Raw genomic sequence first — 20,426 nt, 5'->3', positions numbered from 1 at the left:
AAGCGGTGCGGAAGACCTTGATTTCCGATTATTTCAGTTGCGCTCGTTGCAGAAAGCGACAAGAAGGTGGTTGTCTGTAGATCTGCGAGACGCTGGTAAGCGATGCCCGAAAATTCTTCCTCTGAGACATCGCGCTCACGATGGTTGTTGGTGCCGATGCAAGCGCTCGTCGCCCCTTTGCTGGCGATGCCGCGGGTTGCCAAACGCGCTCTGGCTTTGCTGGTGGATTCCAGCTTTTGTGTTCTGACGATCTGGCTGGCCTATTGCTTCCGGCTGAACGAATGGACGGTGCTGACCGGCGTGCAGTGGCTGCCGGTTTTCGTTTCGCTGTGCATGGCCCTTCCCATCTTCATCGTCATGGGCATGTATCGGGCGATCTTCCGTTATGCCAATCTGGCTGCGTTCATTACTGTTTTAAAGGCGATTGCGATCTACGGCTTCGCCTTCATGACGATATTTACCGCTCTCAGCGTGCCGGGTGTTCCGAGAACCGTCGGCATTCTCCAGCCTTTCCTGCTGCTGATCGGGATCGGGCTGTCGCGGTTGGGTATCCGCTATTGGCTCGGGGATGCCTACCAGCGTATCCTTCACCAGAATATGCTCGCGAAGGTGCTGATCTATGGGGCCGGGAAGGCCGGGCGGCAACTGGCGGCTGCCCTGACGAACAGCGCCGAACTCAAAGTCGTCGGCTATCTGGATGATGATCCGCGCCTCAAGGGCGGCGTCATGGGTGGCTTGCCGATCTATGACCCCTCGGATCTTCCGGTGCTTGCCGAAGCCCTTGGCGTGCACAATGTGCTTCTGGCGCTGCCATCTGCCTCCCGGCAGCGGCGCAACGAAATCCTGGAGCATATCCGCAAGGCCAGGGTGAATGTTCGCACATTGCCGGATCTCACGGCGCTTGCTCAGGGACGGGTCGCCGTCTCCGACATTCGTGAGCTGGAGATCGAAGATCTGCTGGGCAGAGAAGCGGTGGCGCCGCGCCAGGAGCTGCTCGACAAGGCGATGCGCAACAAGGTGGTGATGGTCACCGGCGCCGGCGGCTCGATCGGTGGCGAGTTATGCCGCCAGATTCTGCGCAACGCGCCTTCCAGCCTGATCCTCATCGATCAGAACGAGTTTGCGCTTTATAATATCGATGCCGAATTGCGGAAGCTGGCCGAACTCTACGAGCATGAAAATCTGCAGATCGTTCCGATCCTCTGTTCCGTCCGCGATCAGGATCGCATGGAGCACATCATCCAGAGCTGGCGCCCGCAGACGCTTTATCATGCCGCCGCCTACAAGCATGTGCCGCTTGTCGAACACAATGCCGTCGAAGGCATCAAGAACAACGTCATGGGGACGCTTGTTGCGGCACGCGCGGCGCATAAATACGGCGTCTCGAATTTCGTGCTGATCAGTACGGATAAGGCTGTGCGTCCGACAAATGTAATGGGTGCCAGCAAGAGGCTGGCGGAGATGGTTCTGCAGGCGCTCGCGGCAGAATCGGCGACCGACAGAACGCGAACGAATTTTTCCATGGTCCGCTTCGGAAACGTCCTCGGCTCCTCCGGATCCGTCGTGCCGCTGTTCCGGCAGCAGATCAAGGAAGGCGGCCCCGTTACCCTGACACATCGCGAGATAACCCGCTATTTCATGACCATTTCGGAGGCCTCGCAGCTGGTCATCCAGGCCGGCGCGATGGGCGAGGGCGGCGATGTTTTCCTGCTCGATATGGGAGAACCGGTTCGCATTGCCGATCTCGCCCGCAAGATGGTGGAGCTGTCCGGATTGACCGTCCGCGACGAGAACAGTCCCGAAGGGGATATCGAGCTTTCCGTGACCGGTCTCAGGCCCGGCGAGAAGCTCTATGAAGAGCTGCTGATCGGCGATAATCCTGAGACAACCGAACATCCCCGGATCATGAAGGCACGTGAGGATTTCCTGTTCTGGCCGGAGCTTTTGAAAAAGCTCAACGCGCTCAATGCGGCATTGGATCGCAACGACATGATCGCTGCACGTGCAACATTGGCTGAGCTTGTTTCCGGCTATTCTTCGACAGGTGAGGTCTCGGATTTTGCTTTGGTCGGCGTAGAAACCAATACGGCGGCGTGAACGTGGCTGCGGAGTCCGTAAAATCACCGCGACGAGGCCGGCGAAGATCTGCATAGCCGTGCGGTTAACGGGATCCCATCAGGCATCGTGATAAGCCCAGGTTGCAGTCTTTTGACGATTGACATTGAAGGTCCGATAGGATTGAAGCGTCATTAGGCTCCCAGCTGCTATGAAATTCTTTGCTAAATTGGAGCCTATGGCGGATTCTGAAAGCTGCGATCATGGAAAAAAGATTATTTGACGAGGAAATTAATCTATTCTCTGTTGTTTCCTTTCTAAGACGTGGCATGGCCATCATAATTGTGTGCTGCTCCATTGGAGTTGCACTGGCAGGCGTGTTCCTCTGGCGTAGCCAACCTTACTATCAAGCCTCAGCGCAACTAGTGCTCGCAACCACGTCGGCTCCGACACAGCTCGATCCTGATGCCGTCGCTCTTGTGGAGCCTCGTGAGCATGTTACTTTTCGTCTGCGATCTCCATCAGCTTTCGATCAGCAGATCGTCTCCGCGTGCTCCGACGGCGGCCCGGTAACCGCCGAACAGATTTCGCAAAATGTGAGGGTGACGGCACCATCAGTTCCCAATGACATCATCGCAATTTCCTTTACTGCCCCAACCGCTGAATTGGCGCGGCAGTGCGTCGCCGCGATCGTGCGGGGGGTTCAAGAACAGCAGACGTTGGTTGCCTCCACCAGCTCGGAACATCTGAAATCTCAAATCAAGTCACTGCAGGATCAACTCGTGGAAAATTCGAAGCTCCTGAAGGAGGCGCAGGATTCCGGATGGCAGCAGGCAATATATCTCGCGACACGCGACGATGCGATCGCATTGCGTAAGGACATTGCCGACTTGACGGGTAAACTAGAATTAAGCAAGTCTGCAACTCTGCTTACCCCAATTTACGCTCCATCAAATGCCGTCTCCCCGACCAAGATAACTATTCTGACTGCAGGTCTCTTTGTCGGGTTCGTTATCGGCGTTCTGGTCAACATCCTTAAAAGCGCATACCTCATGCAGCGAAATCGCCGTAGCCGGTCGAACGGCTAATGCGTTAGCGCACCCTGAGCAAGGCCGCACGAAGTACCTGCATGCCCCGCGATACAAGCTTCTTAGAGAAGAAATGTACTGGGCTGGCTCTCAACCCGTGAGTTTCAAGCGCAAGTAGAATTTCTTTGTTTTGCTGCAGGATATTCTTCCAGCTGCGATTTGTCGTGCCGCCCATTCGCATCTTCACCATAATGCCGGGCAGGTATTTCGACTTGATACGGTGGCGTTCCAGAAAGCGCATCATTAATTCTACATCAGCAGCAATCCCATAACGGAGGTCAAATGACCCAAGGCGCTTGTAGACCTCGCGCCGAACAAAGAAGGTCGGATGAGGCGGGCACCAGCCTTCTTCGAAAGCCCGAGGTACAAAAGGCGAAGAGCGCCAGTCGCGCACGATCTTTGAGGTATCGTCTTGCCGAACATAGCAGAGATCCCCGTAACATGCGTCCAAGGCCGGATCCCGGAACGCCTCCGCGACCTTTGCCACAGCGCCCGGCATGTAGAAGTCGTCTCCATTGATGAAGCCGATAACATCGCCGGTCGCAAGACTTATTCCTTTATTCATAGCATCATAGATGCCGAAGTCCTCTTCGGAAACCAGGCGCGTGATAACATCGCGGCGTTCGTTGATCCGATCAAGCGTGCGGTCCTTTGAGAGTCCGTCGACGACGATATACTCCATATTCGGATAGTTTTGAGCGCGAACGGATTCGATCGTATCAGCAATCGTGGCTTCGTTATTGAAGACAACGGTGATGATTGAAATTTTCGGTTCGCGCATTCACACTTACTTTCATAGCTGGTGGGTAGAGGCGAGGTCCCCCGGCCTTCTACTGTGGTTTGCTACCGGCGTTCGGTGGCAGCCCGTTGAACAAGCGCATGGAAATCAGTGATGAAGCGGTCGACGCGTTCATTCGCGATGGCCTGTGCCTTCGCCGCCCGTTCGAACAGAATATCCGGCGAAGACAGATTTGCCGAAGCAAGTGCGTCTGCAAGCGCCTGCGCGTCATGGCGGTCGAAAAATACGGCCACTTCGCCCGCCTGTTCCCTGTTGACGTCCAAATCCGACAAAATCAACGGCACGCCCCACGACAGGGCCTCTTCGACCGTCGTGCTCCATCCTTCGAAGAGAGATGGATTCAGCAAGGCCATACTAGCGGTTGCGAGTGGAGCAAGATCGCCATATGGGATAAGACCGAGAAGAATGAAGTTTGAGGAGAGACCGGAACCGTCGATAGCAGCCTTCACACGCGGAAAATAAGAGGGGTCGCGCGGATCAGACTGGCTGCCACATGCTACGATAGTAACGTCTTGACCGCGGCGGCGGAGGATCGTCAATGCCTCCACGACAAGAAGATGGTTCTTGTGCTGCCAGAACTGGTTGGGAAGGAAGATATATCGCTCAGGCAGTCCATATTTGTCGGCAAGAGCACGAGCAGCCGCAGGAACAATCACTACCTTGGGCGGCACCGCAAACCTGACGACGTGTGTGCGCCCCCGGGAGGACGGATAGAAAACTTCGCACGAGACGCGCGAGTCTTCACTGCTCAACATGATCTCGCGTTTTCCCAGGACCTGAATTCTAAACCCTATATCGCGTTTCCAGTAGCCAAGCTTACTGAAGAGATGGGGGAGGAAGCGGTGCTGGAAATCTGGGATCCAGGCAATAGCGGGGATGCCGAGATTGAAACCAAAAAATTGTGCCACCTCAAACACGACATCTATCCGGTGAGTTCTAAACAGCTTACGCACACGCCAGTCGGCGCCGGTGACAAGACCGGTGAGCAGAGATCTAAAGCTCCTGGATCTGTTAAAGAGCGGGCTACGGACCACCTCAACGCAATTGAGAGCCGCAAATGGAGTTATATCTTCTTCATCGACGTCGGTTCCAAAGAACATAACCGGCGTAAGAGCTCTGCTCTGATCAGCGGACAGCAGCCTGGCGAGATTTATCAGATAGTTATAACCGCCGGTCCAGTTTTTCCCGCCGATCATCGTAAAGGCAATACGGGTCATGATCTCACACCGGATTCCGATCGAAACCACCTGACATAGCCTGAGAGGCCTTCCATCAAATCCTTTTGCCACTCGAACCCGAGGGCTGCGAGCTGCTCGGACTGGGCTATCAGGCTTTGAGGGTCGCCAGCTCTTGCTTTACCCGAAAATTCAATCCTGGCTTCCAAATTGGTATCGACCGCCCATGCTTGGGCAATACCTTCAACGATCGCACGAACATTGGTGCCGCGGCCGGTGCCGATATTGATAACTTTTGGCGAGGGGCTCGCCTCGGTGTGGATAAGCGACAGCGCGCGCGCGACGTCGGTCACCGCCGTCCAGTCTCTAAGCTCGTTGCCACTGCCACCGAGAAGGAGTCGCTCAGGATGAACCTCGAGCTGGGAGCAAACGTCCCAGAGCAATTGCTTGCGTAATCCCTCCCCATAAACTGAAAACAGACGACCGATCACGACCTTTAACTCGTAACTCTCGCAATAGGAGATGCAGAGAGATTCCATTATATGCTTGTGATGACCGTAGGGAGAGAAGGGGTTGGGTTTCGCCGTTTCAGCTATCTGACCTGTGTGCCCTGCCCCGTAAACAGCAGCACTAGAAACCGCCACTAAGCTGCTTTTAGGGGCCTCCAGTCTCATCCATTCAAGCAGTTCAATGCTCGAGCTGACCGTGCGGTGGAAATCTTCGCGAGGATTTGCGATTGCTGCTCCGACCGACGAGCCCCCCGCAAGATGGTACACAATGTCCACCGTCCCAAACTGCTGTTGAATCAACCGGAGATTGGGGATATCGACCTCGCCGTTATGCCAAGAGACTAGCCCCCAGCGCTGGGCGTGAAGTGGTGACCAGGTACCGTGCCCAAGGCCGAAAACGGAGTTCCCGGCAAGTGCAAGCGACTTTGCCAGATATCTTCCGATAAATCCGTGAGCACCTGTGATGAGTATACGAGCCATTCTTTTTCTTTATTGGGGTCGCGTGGCGACGAACGAATATAGCCGGCCCGGCCGCCGATCGAACTTTGCTGCGATATGCGAGAAGATCGTCCAGACCGACCGAGAATTCAAAAGCGCTGGAACGGCTCTTGCGAAGAGCGGCAATCGCTTGGCAATCTGCGCCTTCAACTCCGCCCGAGTGTAGGGGGCGAAGTTGATCTCGCTCTCCAGCGGCATAAGGAGCTTGTCCATCGTGAAACCGGCCGAAACAATAGAGTTCTGATACTCCTTCAGAAGAAAGGCGTTTTCCCCTCCATAGAGTTTGTGCAGGGGATGGCGATCCAGAAAGATCGGCAAATCGCGTTCGCTCGATATCACATGTTCGCGAACTGCGATGAAGCGCCCGCCGGGCTTGAGCACTCGAAAGAATTCGCGGCACGCGGCCGACAGATCGGAGGTGTGATGCAGAACGGCTCTGGCAAAGACCACATCGAAGGCATTGTCGGAGAATGGGAGCTTTTCGGAAAACTCCTCGGCGATCGAAATGGGAAGATGAACTTCATTGAAAAGGGCACGAATTGCACCAGCACCCACGAGGTCGCTCGCGTCGGGCTCCAGTGCCGTTACTTCAAAACCTTCCTTTGCCAGAGCATAGCTGGCAATACCACGACCGGCGCCGATATCGACTGCAGTTCCTGGCGCCTGCGGGAGAAATTCGCGAATGGCACCCCACTCGCCGCTCCGCCAATACCGCTCGGCCGCCTGCAGAATCGGATCGTCGTAGTAGGCATCGAGCACCAGCTTTTGCTGGTCAGGCTGTTGCCGAAGCCACTGGACGGCTGCTTCCCACGTGTCCAACTTTGTTGCCGTCATGGTTGACCTTCTGTCTCTTTTTGCGTCCGCTTGAGATTCCGAATTATGCGAGCGGGGTTACCGGCGACGACGGTGTAAGGGGGGACATCGCGCGTGACAACAGCATGGGCTCCAATAACTGCCCCTTCGCCGACTGTCACCCCCTTCAGGACACTCACGCCAAAACCAATCCACACCTTCTCCTGAATAAACACCGGCTTGATGGAAACCCCCGTCCAATCCTTCCTTCCCAAGCCCCAATCGGTCACATCGCTCTTGCGCAATTCCCAGTCGAGAGAATGAGAATCATGATCGACGATTGTCACTCCCCATGAGATGATGACATCGTTTCCAATCGTAATTCCGGAATGGCATACCAGGTGACTGGCACCAATATAGCAGCGATCACCAATGCTGATGCGGCCGCGGGGATCATCGAAGCTGATATTGCAATTGATGATACAGTTCTCGCCGACCTTCACATTGCCTCCGCGAATGGATCGCAACGCCAGCCAACGGACATTGCTACCACTCCCGACGAGAAATTTGCTCCGCTTGCGGGCCAACCATCCCGCCGCCATGTTTGCGATCGTGGTCAGGCTAAGCTTCATGCGCTTGCAGCCAGCCGCTGGAAGTTGAGCCATTGGGCACGCTTGTTGTACACGGTTCGCACAGTACGGGTTCCCTCGTTGGCTAACGCCTGGAGGCGCCCCGGTTCCCGAAGCAGATTTACAATTGTCCGCGCCGCGGATTCCGCATCTTCATATGTTACCATGCTGATATTATTGACCATCCCCTCGGGATAAACACCGGAGTCCGAGACCATTAGCGCACCGCATCCTAGCGCCTCCCAGCATCGCATATTTCCCCTGTCCGTTCCCGCCATATCCACGGCGCCGTTTAGAACAATTTTCGCCTGCGAAATCGCTTCATAAAGCTCGCGTCCGAAAAGAGGGGTACGGGACACTGCGCGAATATTCTTCGGACGTCTGTGCTTCCCAAGCGGCAGAAGCCAGCCAATCGGGCTCTCAGCAAGCCTAGTCAATCGCGACCGATCAAGATGGTAACGAACTTTAAAATCCCTTCGAATAGCCGACACGGCTTGCAGTATCTCTGCACGCCGACGATGGTGACGGCTATAGCCTCCGACAAAAAGCACATCGATTGGCCGGTCTCGATTTTCGGCATAGCTATCCATTGCCGGATCATGGGCTGGTGCAAAATATTCCGCGCGCCAGCCAAGCTTCCGATAACCTTCCAATATGGTAGGAAAGTTGCAGACGATCAAATCGTAGGCGCCGAAGTCGGTATTGCCGGAAGGCGCCGCTCGCCACATGATTGACTTCCGCACGCAGCCAGGAAGTTTGCGGACGAAATCGTTCCCGTATCGCATCGGATCCGAATTATAAAATATCTCGGTGCGGTGATGTTCGATCTGGCTCAGCAAGATCTGCTCCATGTCGGAGGTGGCGGGCAAACCGTTTTCTACCGCCCAGTATCGTTGAAGTATCTCGTCATCGCCGTTCGTAAAGAAGGTATCTGGAGAGGCCTCCATCACCGGGTTCAGTATGTGGCAAGCGCCATAGCGATCATCCAGAAAATGAGACAATCTGTCTGAAAAACTTCTCGCATCAACTGCGAGTATATCAAGCCGCCGCATATAAGCAGCATATACCCCGGAATTTTGAAAAACGCGCATATTGGATTCTATACCCGTCCGAGCTGGACAAGATGCTCTTGTCCACCGTCGTTCTTATCTGGCACCCATTTCAGCGAGCTGGACAGCGCCAGCACTAATGGAACAATCAAAAACAAACCGCCGGTCATCATCGCAGTTTGAAGTGCGGTCGAAAGCATCACGAATATTCCATAGTGGCCGAGAGCCAGCCCCGCAATCGTTGCGACGGTCTTCCCTCGTTTCACTATTAGCTGGATATCCAGCAAGCGGATAAAAAATCCGGCGAATAGCGAAAATAGAAACACACCCACCCAAGAGAAGTCGGCCCAGGCATCGGCGATAAACATCGCTGTCGAGGTGGAACCCTCCATGCCGCGATGGACGGCGCCGACCAGTACATAGGTAGGTTGACTGGGTTGACCGGTCAGAGAGCCTACCAGCCAACTGAACTTACTACCCCAACCATAGGGGAGAACACTTGGAATTGCGGCATAATACTCAAGCAAACTTTCGTTTGCGATCATGAATACACGATAAAATAGAAAATCGAGCGCGTCGCCGACACCATGCAATTCACGAATGGCAACAAGTACCATCGCACCAAACAAAAGAACACAAAACGAAATAAACCTAATCGCCATCCCCAATGGCAGATCCAAAGATTTTCGAAGATGTTCCACGACTATCAACTGCAGTACAAATATCGCCAATGGCGCCTTGCTCAAAGTCGAGGCCTTGGCCACCATGACGGCAACGATAAAAGCCCACGCGATCGCTGGCAGTTTCATTGACCGCTGTCTTAAAGCTATAAAACAGCAAAAAGCAGAGAAGGGAAATAGGTTGGAGACCAGGAGATTGAAGAGATAAAAGCGGCTTCCACCCGACTCGCGCCGCATCGCAATCTTCGCGACTTCGCTTGCGTCGGAAATGAAGTAGACAATAATTTGGGGGATTTTGTTTTCGACAATAATAAAGGCGAGAATGATAAAGAAGCCGATGGCCGAGATTATTTTGAGTCGTTGAGCGACACCACTGGCTATCCGGACAGGCTGAGTGCGCCAGGAATGCAGTGCCGCCTGGATCTGTTGATGGTTAACACCGAACGCGAAATCCGCTCCTGCTATGCCGATAGTGATGCAAACAAATGAAAGGGCAAGGGAGAGATCCAGTGCGCCGATAGCATCGGTATAAGGAGCAGAAGACAAAATTGTCTCAAAAAACTTAGTCTGTATACCCCATATTCGAGTGTAATAGAGATACATGGGCCCATGAAGCGCGAGCATGAGACCTAAAAAAACTGACGAAAGCGTCAGATTGATCCCCACCCTCCAGATGTAGAACGCCACCGACCATGTAACAGCCATGGCAAAGACGAGGCTAGTCGACATCTGCTGCCTCTGCGGCTGCGTTACGTGTCGGCAGGAGTGTCCGTGTCATGTTACGCAGGCGCAAAAGCGCTTTATGAAGCCACATGCCGTTCGGATAATTGCTGTGCGGTACTGGCGGTGCCTCGATATACGATTGGAGCTCTTCCGGCTTCAATCCCAGTTTTTTGGCCACGAACTTTGTTTCCCTGCGGGCATCCTGAACGGAGATGATGGGCTTTGAAATTTCGCGCAGCGCCTCCTCCCGTGTCATTTGTCCAGCAACAATCAAACTTGAAAGGTGAAGCCGTCTTTTGTCAAAGTTAAATTTTTTCGGAAGATAGATATCCTGATAGAATTTTGTGAATCTGGATTCACTGTGTTTGCCACCGTAGTCACGCCACCCATATTCGCGCTGAAGCTCAGTGCGCGCCTCTTCCTTATTGTAGTCGATGTAGTTGAGCGGACGGTGAATGGTGAGTTGCCGGCGGACGCGGGTAAGCCAAATATACTCAAGAGGGCTCATGAAGGGGTAGGTCGTGAGCTTCAAGGAGCCGAAGCGTTTTTGAATCGCGCTCGCATGCGTTCCGTCAATCGAGGGATAGCCAAAGCCGCGGGGTATCACCGATTCTGACGCGAAGTTTACGCCGCTGAGGAAGTGACGAATGCCGAATTTAGCTGCTGTCCTATAGAGGGTGGAAAAGAATGCATGATCTTGCGGGATGTCCTGATTGAGGACAGAAGCCTTCATAAACGCGATCTGCAGATCGCGCATCTCCTGCCACTCGATTACATAGGTGTGAAGGTCGAGATCGAGTTTTCGGACAAGAATTTCAATATTGTGGACGGCGGGCTCGGAATTCCAACCGCCGTCAACATGGACCGCCAGAAGACGAAGACCATGCTTTCGGGCGGCGAGATGCGCAAGAAACGCGCTGTCAATTCCACCGCTAAGCCCGACCATCGCATCGTATGGCTTACCTGCGCCTTCTTCCTTCAATGTGGCGATCAATCGCCGCATTCGAATATCGCCTTCCGGGCCAGTCCACCACTCGTGCGGTTTGCGATTCAGCGCATCCCGACAGCAGTTACATTGGCCGTTTGCGTCAAACACGATCGACGGGTTGGAATTGTCCATGGCGCAAAATGAGCAAACTCGCGACGCGTTATCCATGAGCACCTTGCTCCGCCTCCTCCAAAATTTCTGGTGCAGGGTAGCTTATGAGGACTGCCCTTAGCCGACCGATAAAGGTGAAGGCGCTCCCCGAGGCCGCGGCGGAAGCGCCAGCATGAAGGCCTTCCTCCAGGTGGGCGACGTTTCCGGCGCCACCCAAGGCAACGACCGGAATGCTCAGCTGTCGGCTAATCGACTGGATCAACTCAAGATCATACCCGTTGCGCGTGCCGTCGAGAGTTTTCGACTGAAGAATTATTTCGCCAACACCGGCATCCTGCAGCCTCAGGCAGAATTCTATCGGCTCTTGCCTCACACCACTTGAAGCGTAGCAGCTCGCCGCCGCACCGCGACCGTCAACGTCGACACAGGCAACCAGAGCCTGGCTGCCCATATCGGCAGCGATCGCTCCCACCAGTTGCGAATTGCGCGCGCCTTGACCGAGTACAAACTTCTCGACGCCAGAGCGGTTAAGTTCCTCGCACTGCTTAAGCTCGGTGATGCCGCCGCCATATGCCAAAGGCATGAAACATTCGGTTGCGAGTTCGCGAACGAAGCCGAGGTCAGGACCTCGCCCCGTACGCGTGGCGTCGATATCGAGAATGCAGATCTCGTCGACTTCCTTTTCGTTGAACAGGCGCACAACATTGAAGGGATCGCCGACGTAGGTGCGCTCACCAAACTCTATCGTTTTCACCAGCCGACGCTTCTGATCGACCAGCAGGACGGGTATAAGCCTTTTTCTCATCAAAGCTTTCCGAATGCTTCAAGAACCCGCATCCCGAAGCGGTGGCTTTTTTCAGGATGAAATTGTACGCCGCTGACATTGTTCGAACTCATTGCGCAACATAGCTCCTCGCCGTAGTCGATGACGGCGGTAACGTCATTCGGATCATCGCAATCGACAAAATAGCTGTGGTCGAAATAAAAGCGCTCCCTCCGGTTGGACCTGTCGAACAGAGCGCTTTCTCGGCGCGGCCTTATCTCAAGCCAGCCGATATGAGGAACTTTAAGGGATGATGTTGCCGGCAGCCTGATGCGCTTCACATCCGCATTTATCCAGCCGAGTCCCGGTTCCGAGCCTTCCTCGCTGGATCGCGCCAACAACTGCATACCGAGACATATGCCGAGAACAGGAACCCTCCGTTCGCGCACTGCGTGATTCAGTGGATCGACTAATTTTCTGTTTCTCAACGTGGCCATTGCTTTGTCAAACGCACCGACCCCTGGAAGAATGAGCTTCGCGGCACTTTCGATCTCCTTGGGATCACCGCTTGGCCGAGCATCGATCCCCAGATACTCCGCCATATTGGTAATTGCGCCGATATTCCCGACGCCATAGTCTACCACAGTGATCACTCAAAACCCTCTCTTGCGTTTCACAAGATGGTTATTCCATCCAATCAGGCGTCTCTCGGACAAAGCCGTTCTAACGGACCCATAGATACGGGACAAGATAATGCTCCCGGTTTTCGTCGTCATCGCCACGCCTGCGATCGCGGCGGAGACAACGCAGACAGAACAGACATACGCGAGAGCGAGGGACAGCCAGCCATTGATCCAGGTGAAATTCAGGCCCAGAGATCCGACAACAATGCAGATGCCAACCAAGATAGGAGCAACTGTACAGGCAAACATTTGCTCCGCGCTGAAAGTGCGAAAGAAGCAATTGCGTGTCACCAAAAGCGCCAGAGGTACTCTTACAAGGCTGGCAGCAAGCAAACCTGCTCCAGCAGCGTAGGGACCGTAAAACCAAATGGAAACGAAAGAAAAAACAACAGTCATCACCGAATACGCAAGCGAAGTATATGCGGCCGGCGCGTTTCTGCCCATTCCCATGGCGTAATACTGGAATACATTCGAACCGCACCCGACGATGCCGCCGAGAATGAGTATCTGGAGCAGATGCGTGCCGCCTGCAGCGGTTTCTTCGCCGACCCAAACCGTCAACAGCGGCCTAGAGAGAACCGCGATTGGCGAGAGTACGATGGCTCCGAAAGCCGAATTGCCCCATGAAGCGAGCATGAAGAAATCATGCCGCTCCTCTTCGCGGCTGTTCGACATGTTGCCAAATCGAGGAAACAGGACTTCACAAATACGTATGACCGCGATGTAAGCGGCCTCCTGGAGGCGATTGCACACGTTATATTGGCCGACAACGGCAGACGGCGCGAGCGAAGCCAGAACGTAGCGGTCAATCTGGTTGCCAAAGATTCCGGCAAGCTGAGAGAGGCTTTGCCATTTTCCAAAATGAAGCAATGATTTCAGTTCGTCGGGAGACGACGAGATCAATCTGCCGCTCTCACGGAATTCCGAGGATGTAACCCATATCCATCCTGCAGTCGAGAATACAAGACTTCCAGCAAATCCGAGCAAATAGCCATTCAGCACTGGAAAGGACCACGTGCATCCCAAGGTCACGATGATGGTTGCGAATGAACTCCACGCTGATGCTTTGGCCACCAATCGAAAATTTTGCTTTCCCACGCAAATACCTTGCAGGACAAACGAGAACTGCTGCGCCACGATGCCGGTTGCGACAATGAGGAAGGAGACGGTGAGATTCTGTAATGGAAGAGACGCACCGGCGATGCCGGTCATGATCCATGGACCGGCAAGCACGATCCCTAGCCAAGCCACCGCCGAAGCGATCAGGCAGATTTTCAATCCGACGATAGCAATACGGGCGGCGGCATGCTCCTCGCCACGTCCAATCCGCGCGGAAATTTCCCTGACAACGGCCTGCCCGAGCACCGTGCCGATCAGCGTCACGGGAGCTGCGATAGCGATCACTATGCCTGCGCTTCCCAGTGCCTGCAGTCCAATCCAGCGCACGACGAACGGCACCGTGGCAAGATTAGCAATCAGCGTAAAAAGGAAACCCGCAAAATTCCAGCCTGAGTTTCCAAGAAGATTGCTGCGCCTTCCATGGCTCTCCGGGCGTTCGTCACTCACTCGGCGAAGCCCCTGATCATATCTGCGACGTACAGGAGTTGAGCTTCTGTCATTTCAGGGAAAATCGGAATTGAAAGAATCCTGGATTGATTTCCAAACGCGTTGGGAAAATCTTCCAGCCGATGCCCAAGGCGTTCGTAAGCCGGCAGGAACGGCAGCGATATCGGATAGTTGACCACGGTTTGGATGCCGGCATGATTGAGGTGGGCGGCCAGGGCATCGCGCCGCTCGTGCTTGATCACAAACAGGTGATAGACGTGATTTCGCCCGGCTGCCGTTTCAGGCAGTTCCAGCCCACCAATATCTTCGAGGGCGCGCACATAGCGTCTCGCCCATTCCTGCCGCTTTGCAGTCCATTCAGGCAGACGCGGCAGCTTCACCGACAGGATCGCGGCCTGCAGTCCGTCGAGGCGGCTATTTATGCCTTCGATCTGGTGGTCGCCCTTTGAAAGTCCGCCATGCCGCGCAAACATTGCCATCCGATCAGCAAGTGATTTGTCCTTGCAGGTAATGGCGCCTGCGTCGCCCATCGCGCCAAGGTTCTTTCCCGGGTAGAAAGAATAGGAAGCGACATCCCCGAAACTCCCGACGACCTGCCCATCAACCTCAGCCAGATGGGATTGGGCACAATCCTCTATGACCCAGAGACCGTGCTTCCGGGCGATAGCCATGATCGCAGTCATATCGGCCGGTTGGCCATAGAGATGAACCGGGATGATGCCAACCGTTCTAGGCGTGATCTTCGCTTCGATTTGAACAGGATCGATGGTGTATGTCGAAGCGTCGGTGTCGCAGAAGACAACATTGCCGCCGGCCTGTGAAATGGTCTCGGTAGTTGAAATCCACGAATGGGCAGTCGTAATAACTTCATCCCCGGGTTTGACGCCTAGCGCGCGCATGGCGATGAAGAGCGAATCCGTTCCATTCGCACATGAGATGCAATAAGGGGCGCCGACGGCGGCGGCAAATTCGTCCTCGAACTTCTGGACGAATGGCCCCCTGATAAACGAGGAAGAGCGGATGACCGAAGCAATTGCAGCATCGATCTCCTCCTTTAGCGAGAGATATTGGAGATGAAGATCGGCGAAAGGAACTTTCATGAAACCTGCTCTCGGTAAATTGCGATGATTTCCGTATGCGCCGGCGCCGCCATATGCGCCAACTAAAAATGAAATTCAGCCAAGCATCGGCTCAACGCTGAACAACCCTTCGCGAAAGGCTAAGGCCAACACCCCTTCCCAAGGGGGGCTGACGGCGAGAAGCTGCAAAGCCTGGGGCATGTACCGACGTTGTCCTCCAACGACGACCTTCCCGGGACAAACCTAAACCTCATTCCTTGCCGAACGAGTTAAAGGCCGGGCGGGGTTGCCGGCATAGGTGCCAGAAACGGTGATATCCCGGGTTACAACCGCGCCTGCGCCGATGACAACATCGTCGCATATCCGAACTGCCAGGACCGTAGCGTTTGAGCCGATCGAAACTCGGTTGCCGATCCGGGTCTCCTTCCAGAGCGCGCGGTTTCCCCGCGCAGGTCCACCTCCCGAAAAAAGGTCGTTCACAAAAACAACCCCATGTCCGATGAAACAATCCTCACCAATCTCCACAAGTTCGCATATGAAACTGTGTGACTGTATCTTTGTGCGCGGCCCGATCTTCACGCCCTTCTGGATTTCGACGAACGGACCGACGAAACAATCATCCGCAAGTTCGCATTCATAGACATTGGCGGGCTCAACGATTTTCACCCGAGCGCCGCAAACGACGTCTCTGACCTGCGCCTTCCAGAGCGTGGGGGAGCCGTCGGTCACTGCGAAGATCGTCCCAGTTTCGAATGTTTCACTTCCAAAGGCAATTTCACTTCCTGATTGGAAGCGATTGATTCGTAAAGCGCGGAGATCAGCTCAAGACTCTGGCGCCCCTCATGACCATCAACGATGGCTTTTGTATCGTTCACTAGGCAATCGACGACATGTTCGTAATAAGCCTGATGACCAAAACCATAAACGTTCGGAGGATTAACAGAGTACTTCTCCATAACTTGCTCATCGCCTAAGTCATGGTCGCCGAACTGCCAGGTGCGGATCTTGTTCACCGCAAAGCCCGCAATCTCAACAGAGCCCCCAGCTCCAAGTATCGAAATCGATCCTTCAATGTCCTTGGGTCGCGTTGCTGCGGTGGCTTCTATAATGCCGAGAGCACCGTTGCGGAACTTCAGTGTGGCTACGGCAGTGTCTTCCGCCTCGATATCCACCAACGCTGTCGCCGCCCGCGCGTGAACACTTTCGACATCACCCATGAACCAAGTTAACATGTCGATATGATGACTTGCCTGATTGGCAAGGACACCGCCGTCATATTGCCAGGTGCCGCGCCAGTTATCCTGATCATAGTAACTCTGATCGCGGCACCATCGTACCCTGACCGTCCCGAGCACAAGCTTACCGAAGCGGCCCGCATCAAGAGCTTCGCGCGCTTTCAGGACCGGGACGTTAAACCGGTTTTGTTTGACGACAAAAAGGCGAATGTTGTTGTCATCACACGCCTTGATCATCGCTTCAGCGTCGGTCAAAGTCAGCGCCATTGGCTTTTCAACCACGATGTGCCGTTTGTATTTTGCAGCAGTTATGACGTGCTCTGCATGCATGCCACTTGGCGTCAATATCGATACGACGTCGGCGTCCGTGTTCTGGAGCATTTCGTCGATGGACTGATAGTGAGGAACGCCGAACCTTTCTCCGAACTCCTTTGCCCTTTCCTCCACCACGTCACAAACTGCGACTAGCGACGCCCCGTTTATCTGTGACAAGCCCAACAGTTCGGAATGTCTTTTAGCAATGCGTCCGCACCCAACAATAGCGAATTTTATCAAGAGCTTCTCCCCGCGCGACAGTATCCGCCGCCCAAAATCATTTGGCGGTTCACATTGACATCCCCTGAGCTAGCCGGACACTCTTCCGCGATCAAGCGTCGTTCAACGGTCGAACCCACTATACCGGTATGGCCAGCAATGATTTTTTTTGGAAGACTTCTCATATTTGCTTGTGCACCCGTGGCATGACCGGAGGCACCCGGTTTTATCGGCGACCGCACAATTGCCATGTGGGACTCGCGCGGACAGGAATGATTAGGCCTCATTGGGTGTTCTCGCCAAAAAAGTCAATCTTCATCACTGGCAGCAAACCCACGTACTCTTAGTTTTCCAAACCCACGCGGCCACGCTGACACGGGGTGGAATTGAAAGCGCTAGTCTACATGGGATGATATTTTTGCGGCTCTCCTTTGATGGACTCTCGAAAGTCGCGACCGTGCGATGAGGTGAGCCACCCCGATCGAAATGACGAAAAAATATAATGGAAGCGATGGTACTGAATAGCGTGGGTTTCCGAGAGGAAACGCATACGCGACAGCAAAGGCTGTCGCCAACGAACAAAGAAACAATATTGTTACCTCCTTCGCTTGTACCGTCAAAAATGCAGCAGCCAGCAAAGCCAACAAAAGCCAAAGGTCGGGCGGCAGAACACCTATATTTATTGGGTCACGAAGCGCCACTCCGAAGGTCGAAATGTACGGATGGAATGCTGCATAGATCTTAGCGTTTGATAGAACCGCGAACGGAAAAACTGCCGCGTCTGAGGCTGCTTGCGGCCCAAAAAAACGGTCGAATGCAGACCGATAGTCCTCCGATGATGCCCAGCTTTGCCAACGATAATAGCCGTAAAGATGATCGAGAAAATTCCTGGGAGAGTATCCCGGAAAGACTTCATGTGTTTGCGGAACTACGGCCGACGGCAAGATCGCTCCGATTGAGGCCATGGCATATAAGAACCGGTTCAATTGAACACTCGCCCCATCCGAGCGTAGCGCACTGGCGAGTTCCTCTGCCTTTTCGTTGATCTCGCTATTGGAGCGTCCTTCAGCTCTCCACTTTTCAGCGATTAATAGCGCGTCGGACATTGTGATACCGCTATGCGTCAAAGTATCCGGAAACCCTGCCACGTTAAGGAGCGTATTCACTGTCGACGAGGGGTGTGGATTAGCCTGCGACGCCGATATTAGAAGGTTGATACCGCCAGCTGGAAGAAAAAATTGCCCGTCCTGCAGATATCTGTATGTCGGAAACGCTAGGGCCGAGCTAGCCGACACCGCAAAAAGGACAACCATCCATCTAGAAATAAGAAATGTGCGGGAAATAAGTGCGTAGAATAACATTAACGCGACTATAACTCCCCAGTAACTTCTAAACTGGGTCACGCACGCGATCACTATAAGCGCCCCAACAACACAACTACCGACAGACCGATTCCCCCGCGCTATCCTTAAACAACACGAAAACCCAATCAGAACGAAAGATGAAGTGCACGATTCGGTCAGAAGTGAATTATGAAATGCCTGATACGCTGGCAGCAGTAACAGCAACAGCACAAAAATCATGTGCACGGGCGATGGCCAAAGGCGATAAACCGTCCGAAATGCGAAAATGAGTGCCCCTGCAGCCACCATGTGCTGGAATATTGCGAGCGCCGGCCATTGCCAGGAGACCGGCAACTCGCTGAGCAAGAGCCAGGCTCCCGGCACGCCAGGCCCGAGATGGCTAAATATCCATTGACCTGTTGTTTGGTAAAACAGCTGCAACCCGCTAGGCGAAGACATGGCAGTGGCCAATGATACATAGTCGCGTGAATCGATCCAATACGTCGCCCCGAAGACTACTAAGGCATAGGCATGGATACAAATAATGAGAGGGTAAGTGAACAACTCAACTCGCGACAATCGATCCACCTTAATTGTTAGGCTGCTTGTCATTCGGTTCCGCGAGAACATTCATGCCTCCACCTTCTGGAATTGCCTTACAGACCAATTCCAGGCTCTGAGGCAGCAACTTCTTAAACTCGATCGACCGAACTGTGACGCTCAAAATCTGATCGAATTTCCCTGGTTTTCCGAATACACGTAGGGAGCCAACTCAAGCAATGATTTTGGGTCGAAATGTTGAGATCATATTCGTCGCGCCGAGAAGCACATCCAGTTCATTTCCCATCGACTACCCACGGTAGACACAATGTCGACCGCGGATCTGCGAGGGTTTGATGCATCAGGTTGGTCTCTAACGACCCCCTATCGGGGCTAGTCTGCCCTGCCATCCGTTCGCCCGTTCACGAGAGGCAGCACCTGATGGACGAGGCGATCGAACTCCAGCCATAGCGGAGGAACTCTCAGCTCCCACACCTCATTTGTGATTGGGTCGGCATGCCCAGCAGCGATGATCATCTTATCGCCCACAACATAAGCCGATTGTTCATGCCTTGGTCGCCAGCTGTCAGATACTGGCAATCGCCTCCAATCAATGCCGTTGTCCGTGAACCAAATTCCGCCGACGTTGAGCGTGTCTTTGCTCCAGCCACCAATCACCCACATGCGGTCTTGGTACTCTGACGCCGAGAACCAGATCCGTCCGCTCCACGGCGCATTGGATACTTTTTTCCAATTGATACCATCTTCAGAGTTCCAAACGTCGTTCAAGGCGATGTAGTCTGGATGATATGATCCGCCGCCAAGAACCCACAGTTTTCCGTGATAAGCGACCGCTGCGTGATACGCGCGTGGCTGCCATGCCGCGTGCTCTGTCACTTTAGTCCAATTGATACCATCGCTGGAGTTCCACACGTCGTTCTTAAGGGTCTGCTTGCCATCAACCCACTCAAGCCCCCCGAGAATCCACAGCTTGCCATTTAGCATCACAATTGGCGTAGCTGTTCTTGGGCTCCATGAAGCCGTTGCTTGCACGTTGTTCCAGTGAATCCCGTCATCGGAGTTCCACACGGAATTGGTGGCAGGATGATCTGGATCCGAGAGTGTGGTCCCACCCATTACCCATATTCGATCCTTGAACACGATCGTCATTGGCAAGTCGGTATAATGGAAGGGTAGCTCCGGCTGGACTAGATCCCACTTGACGCCATCCGTTGAGTTCCAGACATCCCTAAGCAACTCTGTCGGCTTTGTTTTCCAGCCACCTAGGAGCCAAAGCTTGTCGTGATACACGAGTTCTCCAGCCGAGTCGCGCGGTTGCCAAGGAGCGACAGCTATCCGCTTCAAGCTGGGTGCGGGAAACCCCGGTGCTCCACTATAAATCCATCCGACAACAAGACAAAAAGCGGCCAATGGCAATACGCAGAAAAACAAAAGCCGTTTGACGTTTAAATTCATGAGTTCATCCCGTATCACCGAATGGAGAGGAGGCGCTTGTGGCCGTACAAGCACCTCATGCGCACAATCGCCGATTGTCAAAAATTGCTCAAAGCCGCAAGCAATGGCACG

The 20,426-nt window shown here is 54.0% G+C and carries 18 protein-coding genes; 2 read left to right on the top strand and 16 right to left on the bottom strand.

Annotation, left to right across the window (positions count from 1 at the left end; translation table 11 throughout):
• The first annotated feature begins 102 nt into the window (after positions 1–102).
• Both AF337_RS36245 and AF337_RS36240 read left to right on the top strand, forming a co-directional pair.
• Positions 103–2,097 carry a polysaccharide biosynthesis protein gene (locus AF337_RS36245; RefSeq protein ID WP_049735888.1) on the top strand — a complete coding sequence of 665 codons (1,995 nt, stop codon included), beginning with the start codon at positions 103–105 and terminating at the stop codon, positions 2,095–2,097.
• Between the two features lie 221 nt (positions 2,098–2,318).
• The gene (locus tag AF337_RS36240) at positions 2,319–3,143 is read left to right on the top strand and encodes a Wzz/FepE/Etk N-terminal domain-containing protein (RefSeq protein WP_210293539.1); all 825 of its coding nucleotides are present in this window, start codon (positions 2,319–2,321) and stop codon (positions 3,141–3,143) included.
• 4 nt (positions 3,144–3,147) lie between these two features.
• Here the strand turns inward: AF337_RS36240 and AF337_RS36235 are convergent, their stop codons facing one another.
• The 16 genes from AF337_RS36235 to AF337_RS36160 form a co-directional block, all read right to left on the bottom strand.
• Positions 3,148–3,924, bottom strand: coding sequence for a glycosyltransferase family 2 protein (locus AF337_RS36235; RefSeq protein WP_049735887.1), 777 nt, complete (start codon positions 3,922–3,924; stop codon positions 3,148–3,150).
• 62 nt (positions 3,925–3,986) lie between these two features.
• Complete coding sequence (locus AF337_RS36230; protein ID WP_049735886.1) at positions 3,987–5,159, bottom strand: glycosyltransferase; 1,173 nt, start codon at positions 5,157–5,159, stop codon at positions 3,987–3,989.
• Positions 5,156–6,106: an NAD-dependent epimerase/dehydratase family protein gene (locus tag AF337_RS36225; protein ID WP_049735885.1), complete on the bottom strand. Its 951-nt coding sequence runs from the start codon at positions 6,104–6,106 to the stop codon at positions 5,156–5,158. The genes AF337_RS36230 and AF337_RS36225 overlap by 4 nt, the downstream gene beginning before the upstream one ends.
• Positions 6,107–6,115: 9 nt before the next feature.
• Positions 6,116–6,958 (bottom strand): class I SAM-dependent methyltransferase, encoded by an 843-nt coding sequence (locus AF337_RS36220; protein ID WP_049735884.1) that lies wholly within the window; start codon positions 6,956–6,958, stop codon positions 6,116–6,118.
• A complete protein-coding gene (locus AF337_RS36215; RefSeq protein ID WP_049735883.1) occupies positions 6,955–7,548 on the bottom strand; it encodes an acyltransferase in 594 nt (197 codons plus the stop codon). The genes AF337_RS36220 and AF337_RS36215 overlap by 4 nt, the downstream gene beginning before the upstream one ends.
• Positions 7,545–8,636 (bottom strand): glycosyltransferase family protein, encoded by a 1,092-nt coding sequence (locus AF337_RS36210; protein ID WP_049735882.1) that lies wholly within the window; start codon positions 8,634–8,636, stop codon positions 7,545–7,547. Before AF337_RS36210 ends, AF337_RS36215 begins: the two co-directional genes overlap by 4 nt.
• Before the next feature lie 8 nt (positions 8,637–8,644).
• Positions 8,645–10,003, bottom strand: a complete 1,359-nt coding sequence (locus AF337_RS36205; protein ID WP_049735881.1) for an oligosaccharide repeat unit polymerase — start codon at positions 10,001–10,003, stop codon at positions 8,645–8,647.
• On the bottom strand, positions 9,993–11,153 hold the full coding sequence (locus tag AF337_RS36200; protein ID WP_049735880.1) for an N-acetyl sugar amidotransferase: 1,161 nt from the start codon (positions 11,151–11,153) through the stop codon (positions 9,993–9,995). Before AF337_RS36200 ends, AF337_RS36205 begins: the two co-directional genes overlap by 11 nt.
• On the bottom strand, positions 11,146–11,901 hold the full coding sequence (locus tag AF337_RS36195) for a HisA/HisF-related TIM barrel protein (protein ID WP_225881176.1): 756 nt from the start codon (positions 11,899–11,901) through the stop codon (positions 11,146–11,148). The genes AF337_RS36200 and AF337_RS36195 overlap by 8 nt, the downstream gene beginning before the upstream one ends.
• Positions 11,901–12,512, bottom strand: a complete 612-nt coding sequence (gene hisH, locus AF337_RS36190) for an imidazole glycerol phosphate synthase subunit HisH (RefSeq protein WP_049735878.1) — start codon at positions 12,510–12,512, stop codon at positions 11,901–11,903. The genes AF337_RS36195 and hisH overlap by 1 nt, the downstream gene beginning before the upstream one ends.
• The gene (locus AF337_RS36185; RefSeq protein ID WP_049735877.1) at positions 12,513–14,108 is read right to left on the bottom strand and encodes an oligosaccharide flippase family protein; all 1,596 of its coding nucleotides are present in this window, start codon (positions 14,106–14,108) and stop codon (positions 12,513–12,515) included.
• Positions 14,105–15,208: a DegT/DnrJ/EryC1/StrS family aminotransferase gene (locus AF337_RS36180; RefSeq protein WP_049735876.1), complete on the bottom strand. Its 1,104-nt coding sequence runs from the start codon at positions 15,206–15,208 to the stop codon at positions 14,105–14,107. Before AF337_RS36180 ends, AF337_RS36185 begins: the two co-directional genes overlap by 4 nt.
• A 222-nt stretch (positions 15,209–15,430) precedes the next feature.
• Positions 15,431–15,916, bottom strand: a complete 486-nt coding sequence (locus tag AF337_RS36175) for an acyltransferase (protein WP_049735875.1) — start codon at positions 15,914–15,916, stop codon at positions 15,431–15,433.
• Positions 15,913–16,977 carry a Gfo/Idh/MocA family protein gene (locus AF337_RS36170; protein WP_049735874.1) on the bottom strand — a complete coding sequence of 355 codons (1,065 nt, stop codon included), beginning with the start codon at positions 16,975–16,977 and terminating at the stop codon, positions 15,913–15,915. Before AF337_RS36170 ends, AF337_RS36175 begins: the two co-directional genes overlap by 4 nt.
• A 374-nt stretch (positions 16,978–17,351) precedes the next feature.
• On the bottom strand, positions 17,352–18,062 hold the full coding sequence (locus AF337_RS43000; protein WP_152971348.1) for a hypothetical protein: 711 nt from the start codon (positions 18,060–18,062) through the stop codon (positions 17,352–17,354).
• A 1,170-nt stretch (positions 18,063–19,232) separates the two neighbouring features.
• The gene (locus tag AF337_RS36160) at positions 19,233–20,315 is read right to left on the bottom strand and encodes a Kelch repeat-containing protein (RefSeq protein ID WP_152971347.1); all 1,083 of its coding nucleotides are present in this window, start codon (positions 20,313–20,315) and stop codon (positions 19,233–19,235) included.
• Positions 20,316–20,426: the final 111 nt, after the last annotated feature.

The organism is Rhizobium ecuadorense, assembly GCF_001187535.1.
In the GTDB taxonomy this organism is placed as follows: domain Bacteria; phylum Pseudomonadota; class Alphaproteobacteria; order Rhizobiales; family Rhizobiaceae; genus Rhizobium; species Rhizobium ecuadorense.
The sequence above is the reverse complement of the archived record's forward strand: the minus strand, read 5'-3'. Positions and strand labels throughout refer to the sequence as shown.

Bases quoted from the DNA above. Each gene is read 5' to 3' on its own strand.
- AF337_RS36180 (WP_049735876.1), bottom strand. From the start codon at position 15,208: ATGAAAGTTCCTTTCGCCGATCTTCATCTCCAATATCTCTCGCTAAAG.
- AF337_RS36200 (WP_049735880.1), bottom strand. From the start codon at position 11,153: ATGGATAACGCGTCGCGAGTTTGCTCATTTTGCGCCATGGACAATTCC.
- AF337_RS36225 (WP_049735885.1), bottom strand. From the start codon at position 6,106: ATGGCTCGTATACTCATCACAGGTGCTCACGGATTTATCGGAAGATAT.
- AF337_RS36215 (WP_049735883.1), bottom strand. From the start codon at position 7,548: ATGAAGCTTAGCCTGACCACGATCGCAAACATGGCGGCGGGATGGTTG.
- AF337_RS36160 (WP_152971347.1), bottom strand. From the start codon at position 20,315: ATGAATTTAAACGTCAAACGGCTTTTGTTTTTCTGCGTATTGCCATTG.
- AF337_RS43000 (WP_152971348.1), bottom strand. From the start codon at position 18,062: ATGTCCGACGCGCTATTAATCGCTGAAAAGTGGAGAGCTGAAGGACGC.
- AF337_RS36210 (WP_049735882.1), bottom strand. From the start codon at position 8,636: ATGCGCGTTTTTCAAAATTCCGGGGTATATGCTGCTTATATGCGGCGG.
- AF337_RS36230 (WP_049735886.1), bottom strand. From the start codon at position 5,159: ATGACCCGTATTGCCTTTACGATGATCGGCGGGAAAAACTGGACCGGC.
- AF337_RS36220 (WP_049735884.1), bottom strand. From the start codon at position 6,958: ATGACGGCAACAAAGTTGGACACGTGGGAAGCAGCCGTCCAGTGGCTT.
- AF337_RS36205 (WP_049735881.1), bottom strand. From the start codon at position 10,003: ATGTCGACTAGCCTCGTCTTTGCCATGGCTGTTACATGGTCGGTGGCG.
- AF337_RS36195 (WP_225881176.1), bottom strand. From the start codon at position 11,901: ATGAGAAAAAGGCTTATACCCGTCCTGCTGGTCGATCAGAAGCGTCGG.
- AF337_RS36235 (WP_049735887.1), bottom strand. From the start codon at position 3,924: ATGCGCGAACCGAAAATTTCAATCATCACCGTTGTCTTCAATAACGAA.
- AF337_RS36245 (WP_049735888.1), top strand. From the start codon at position 103: ATGCCCGAAAATTCTTCCTCTGAGACATCGCGCTCACGATGGTTGTTG.
- AF337_RS36240 (WP_210293539.1), top strand. From the start codon at position 2,319: ATGGAAAAAAGATTATTTGACGAGGAAATTAATCTATTCTCTGTTGTT.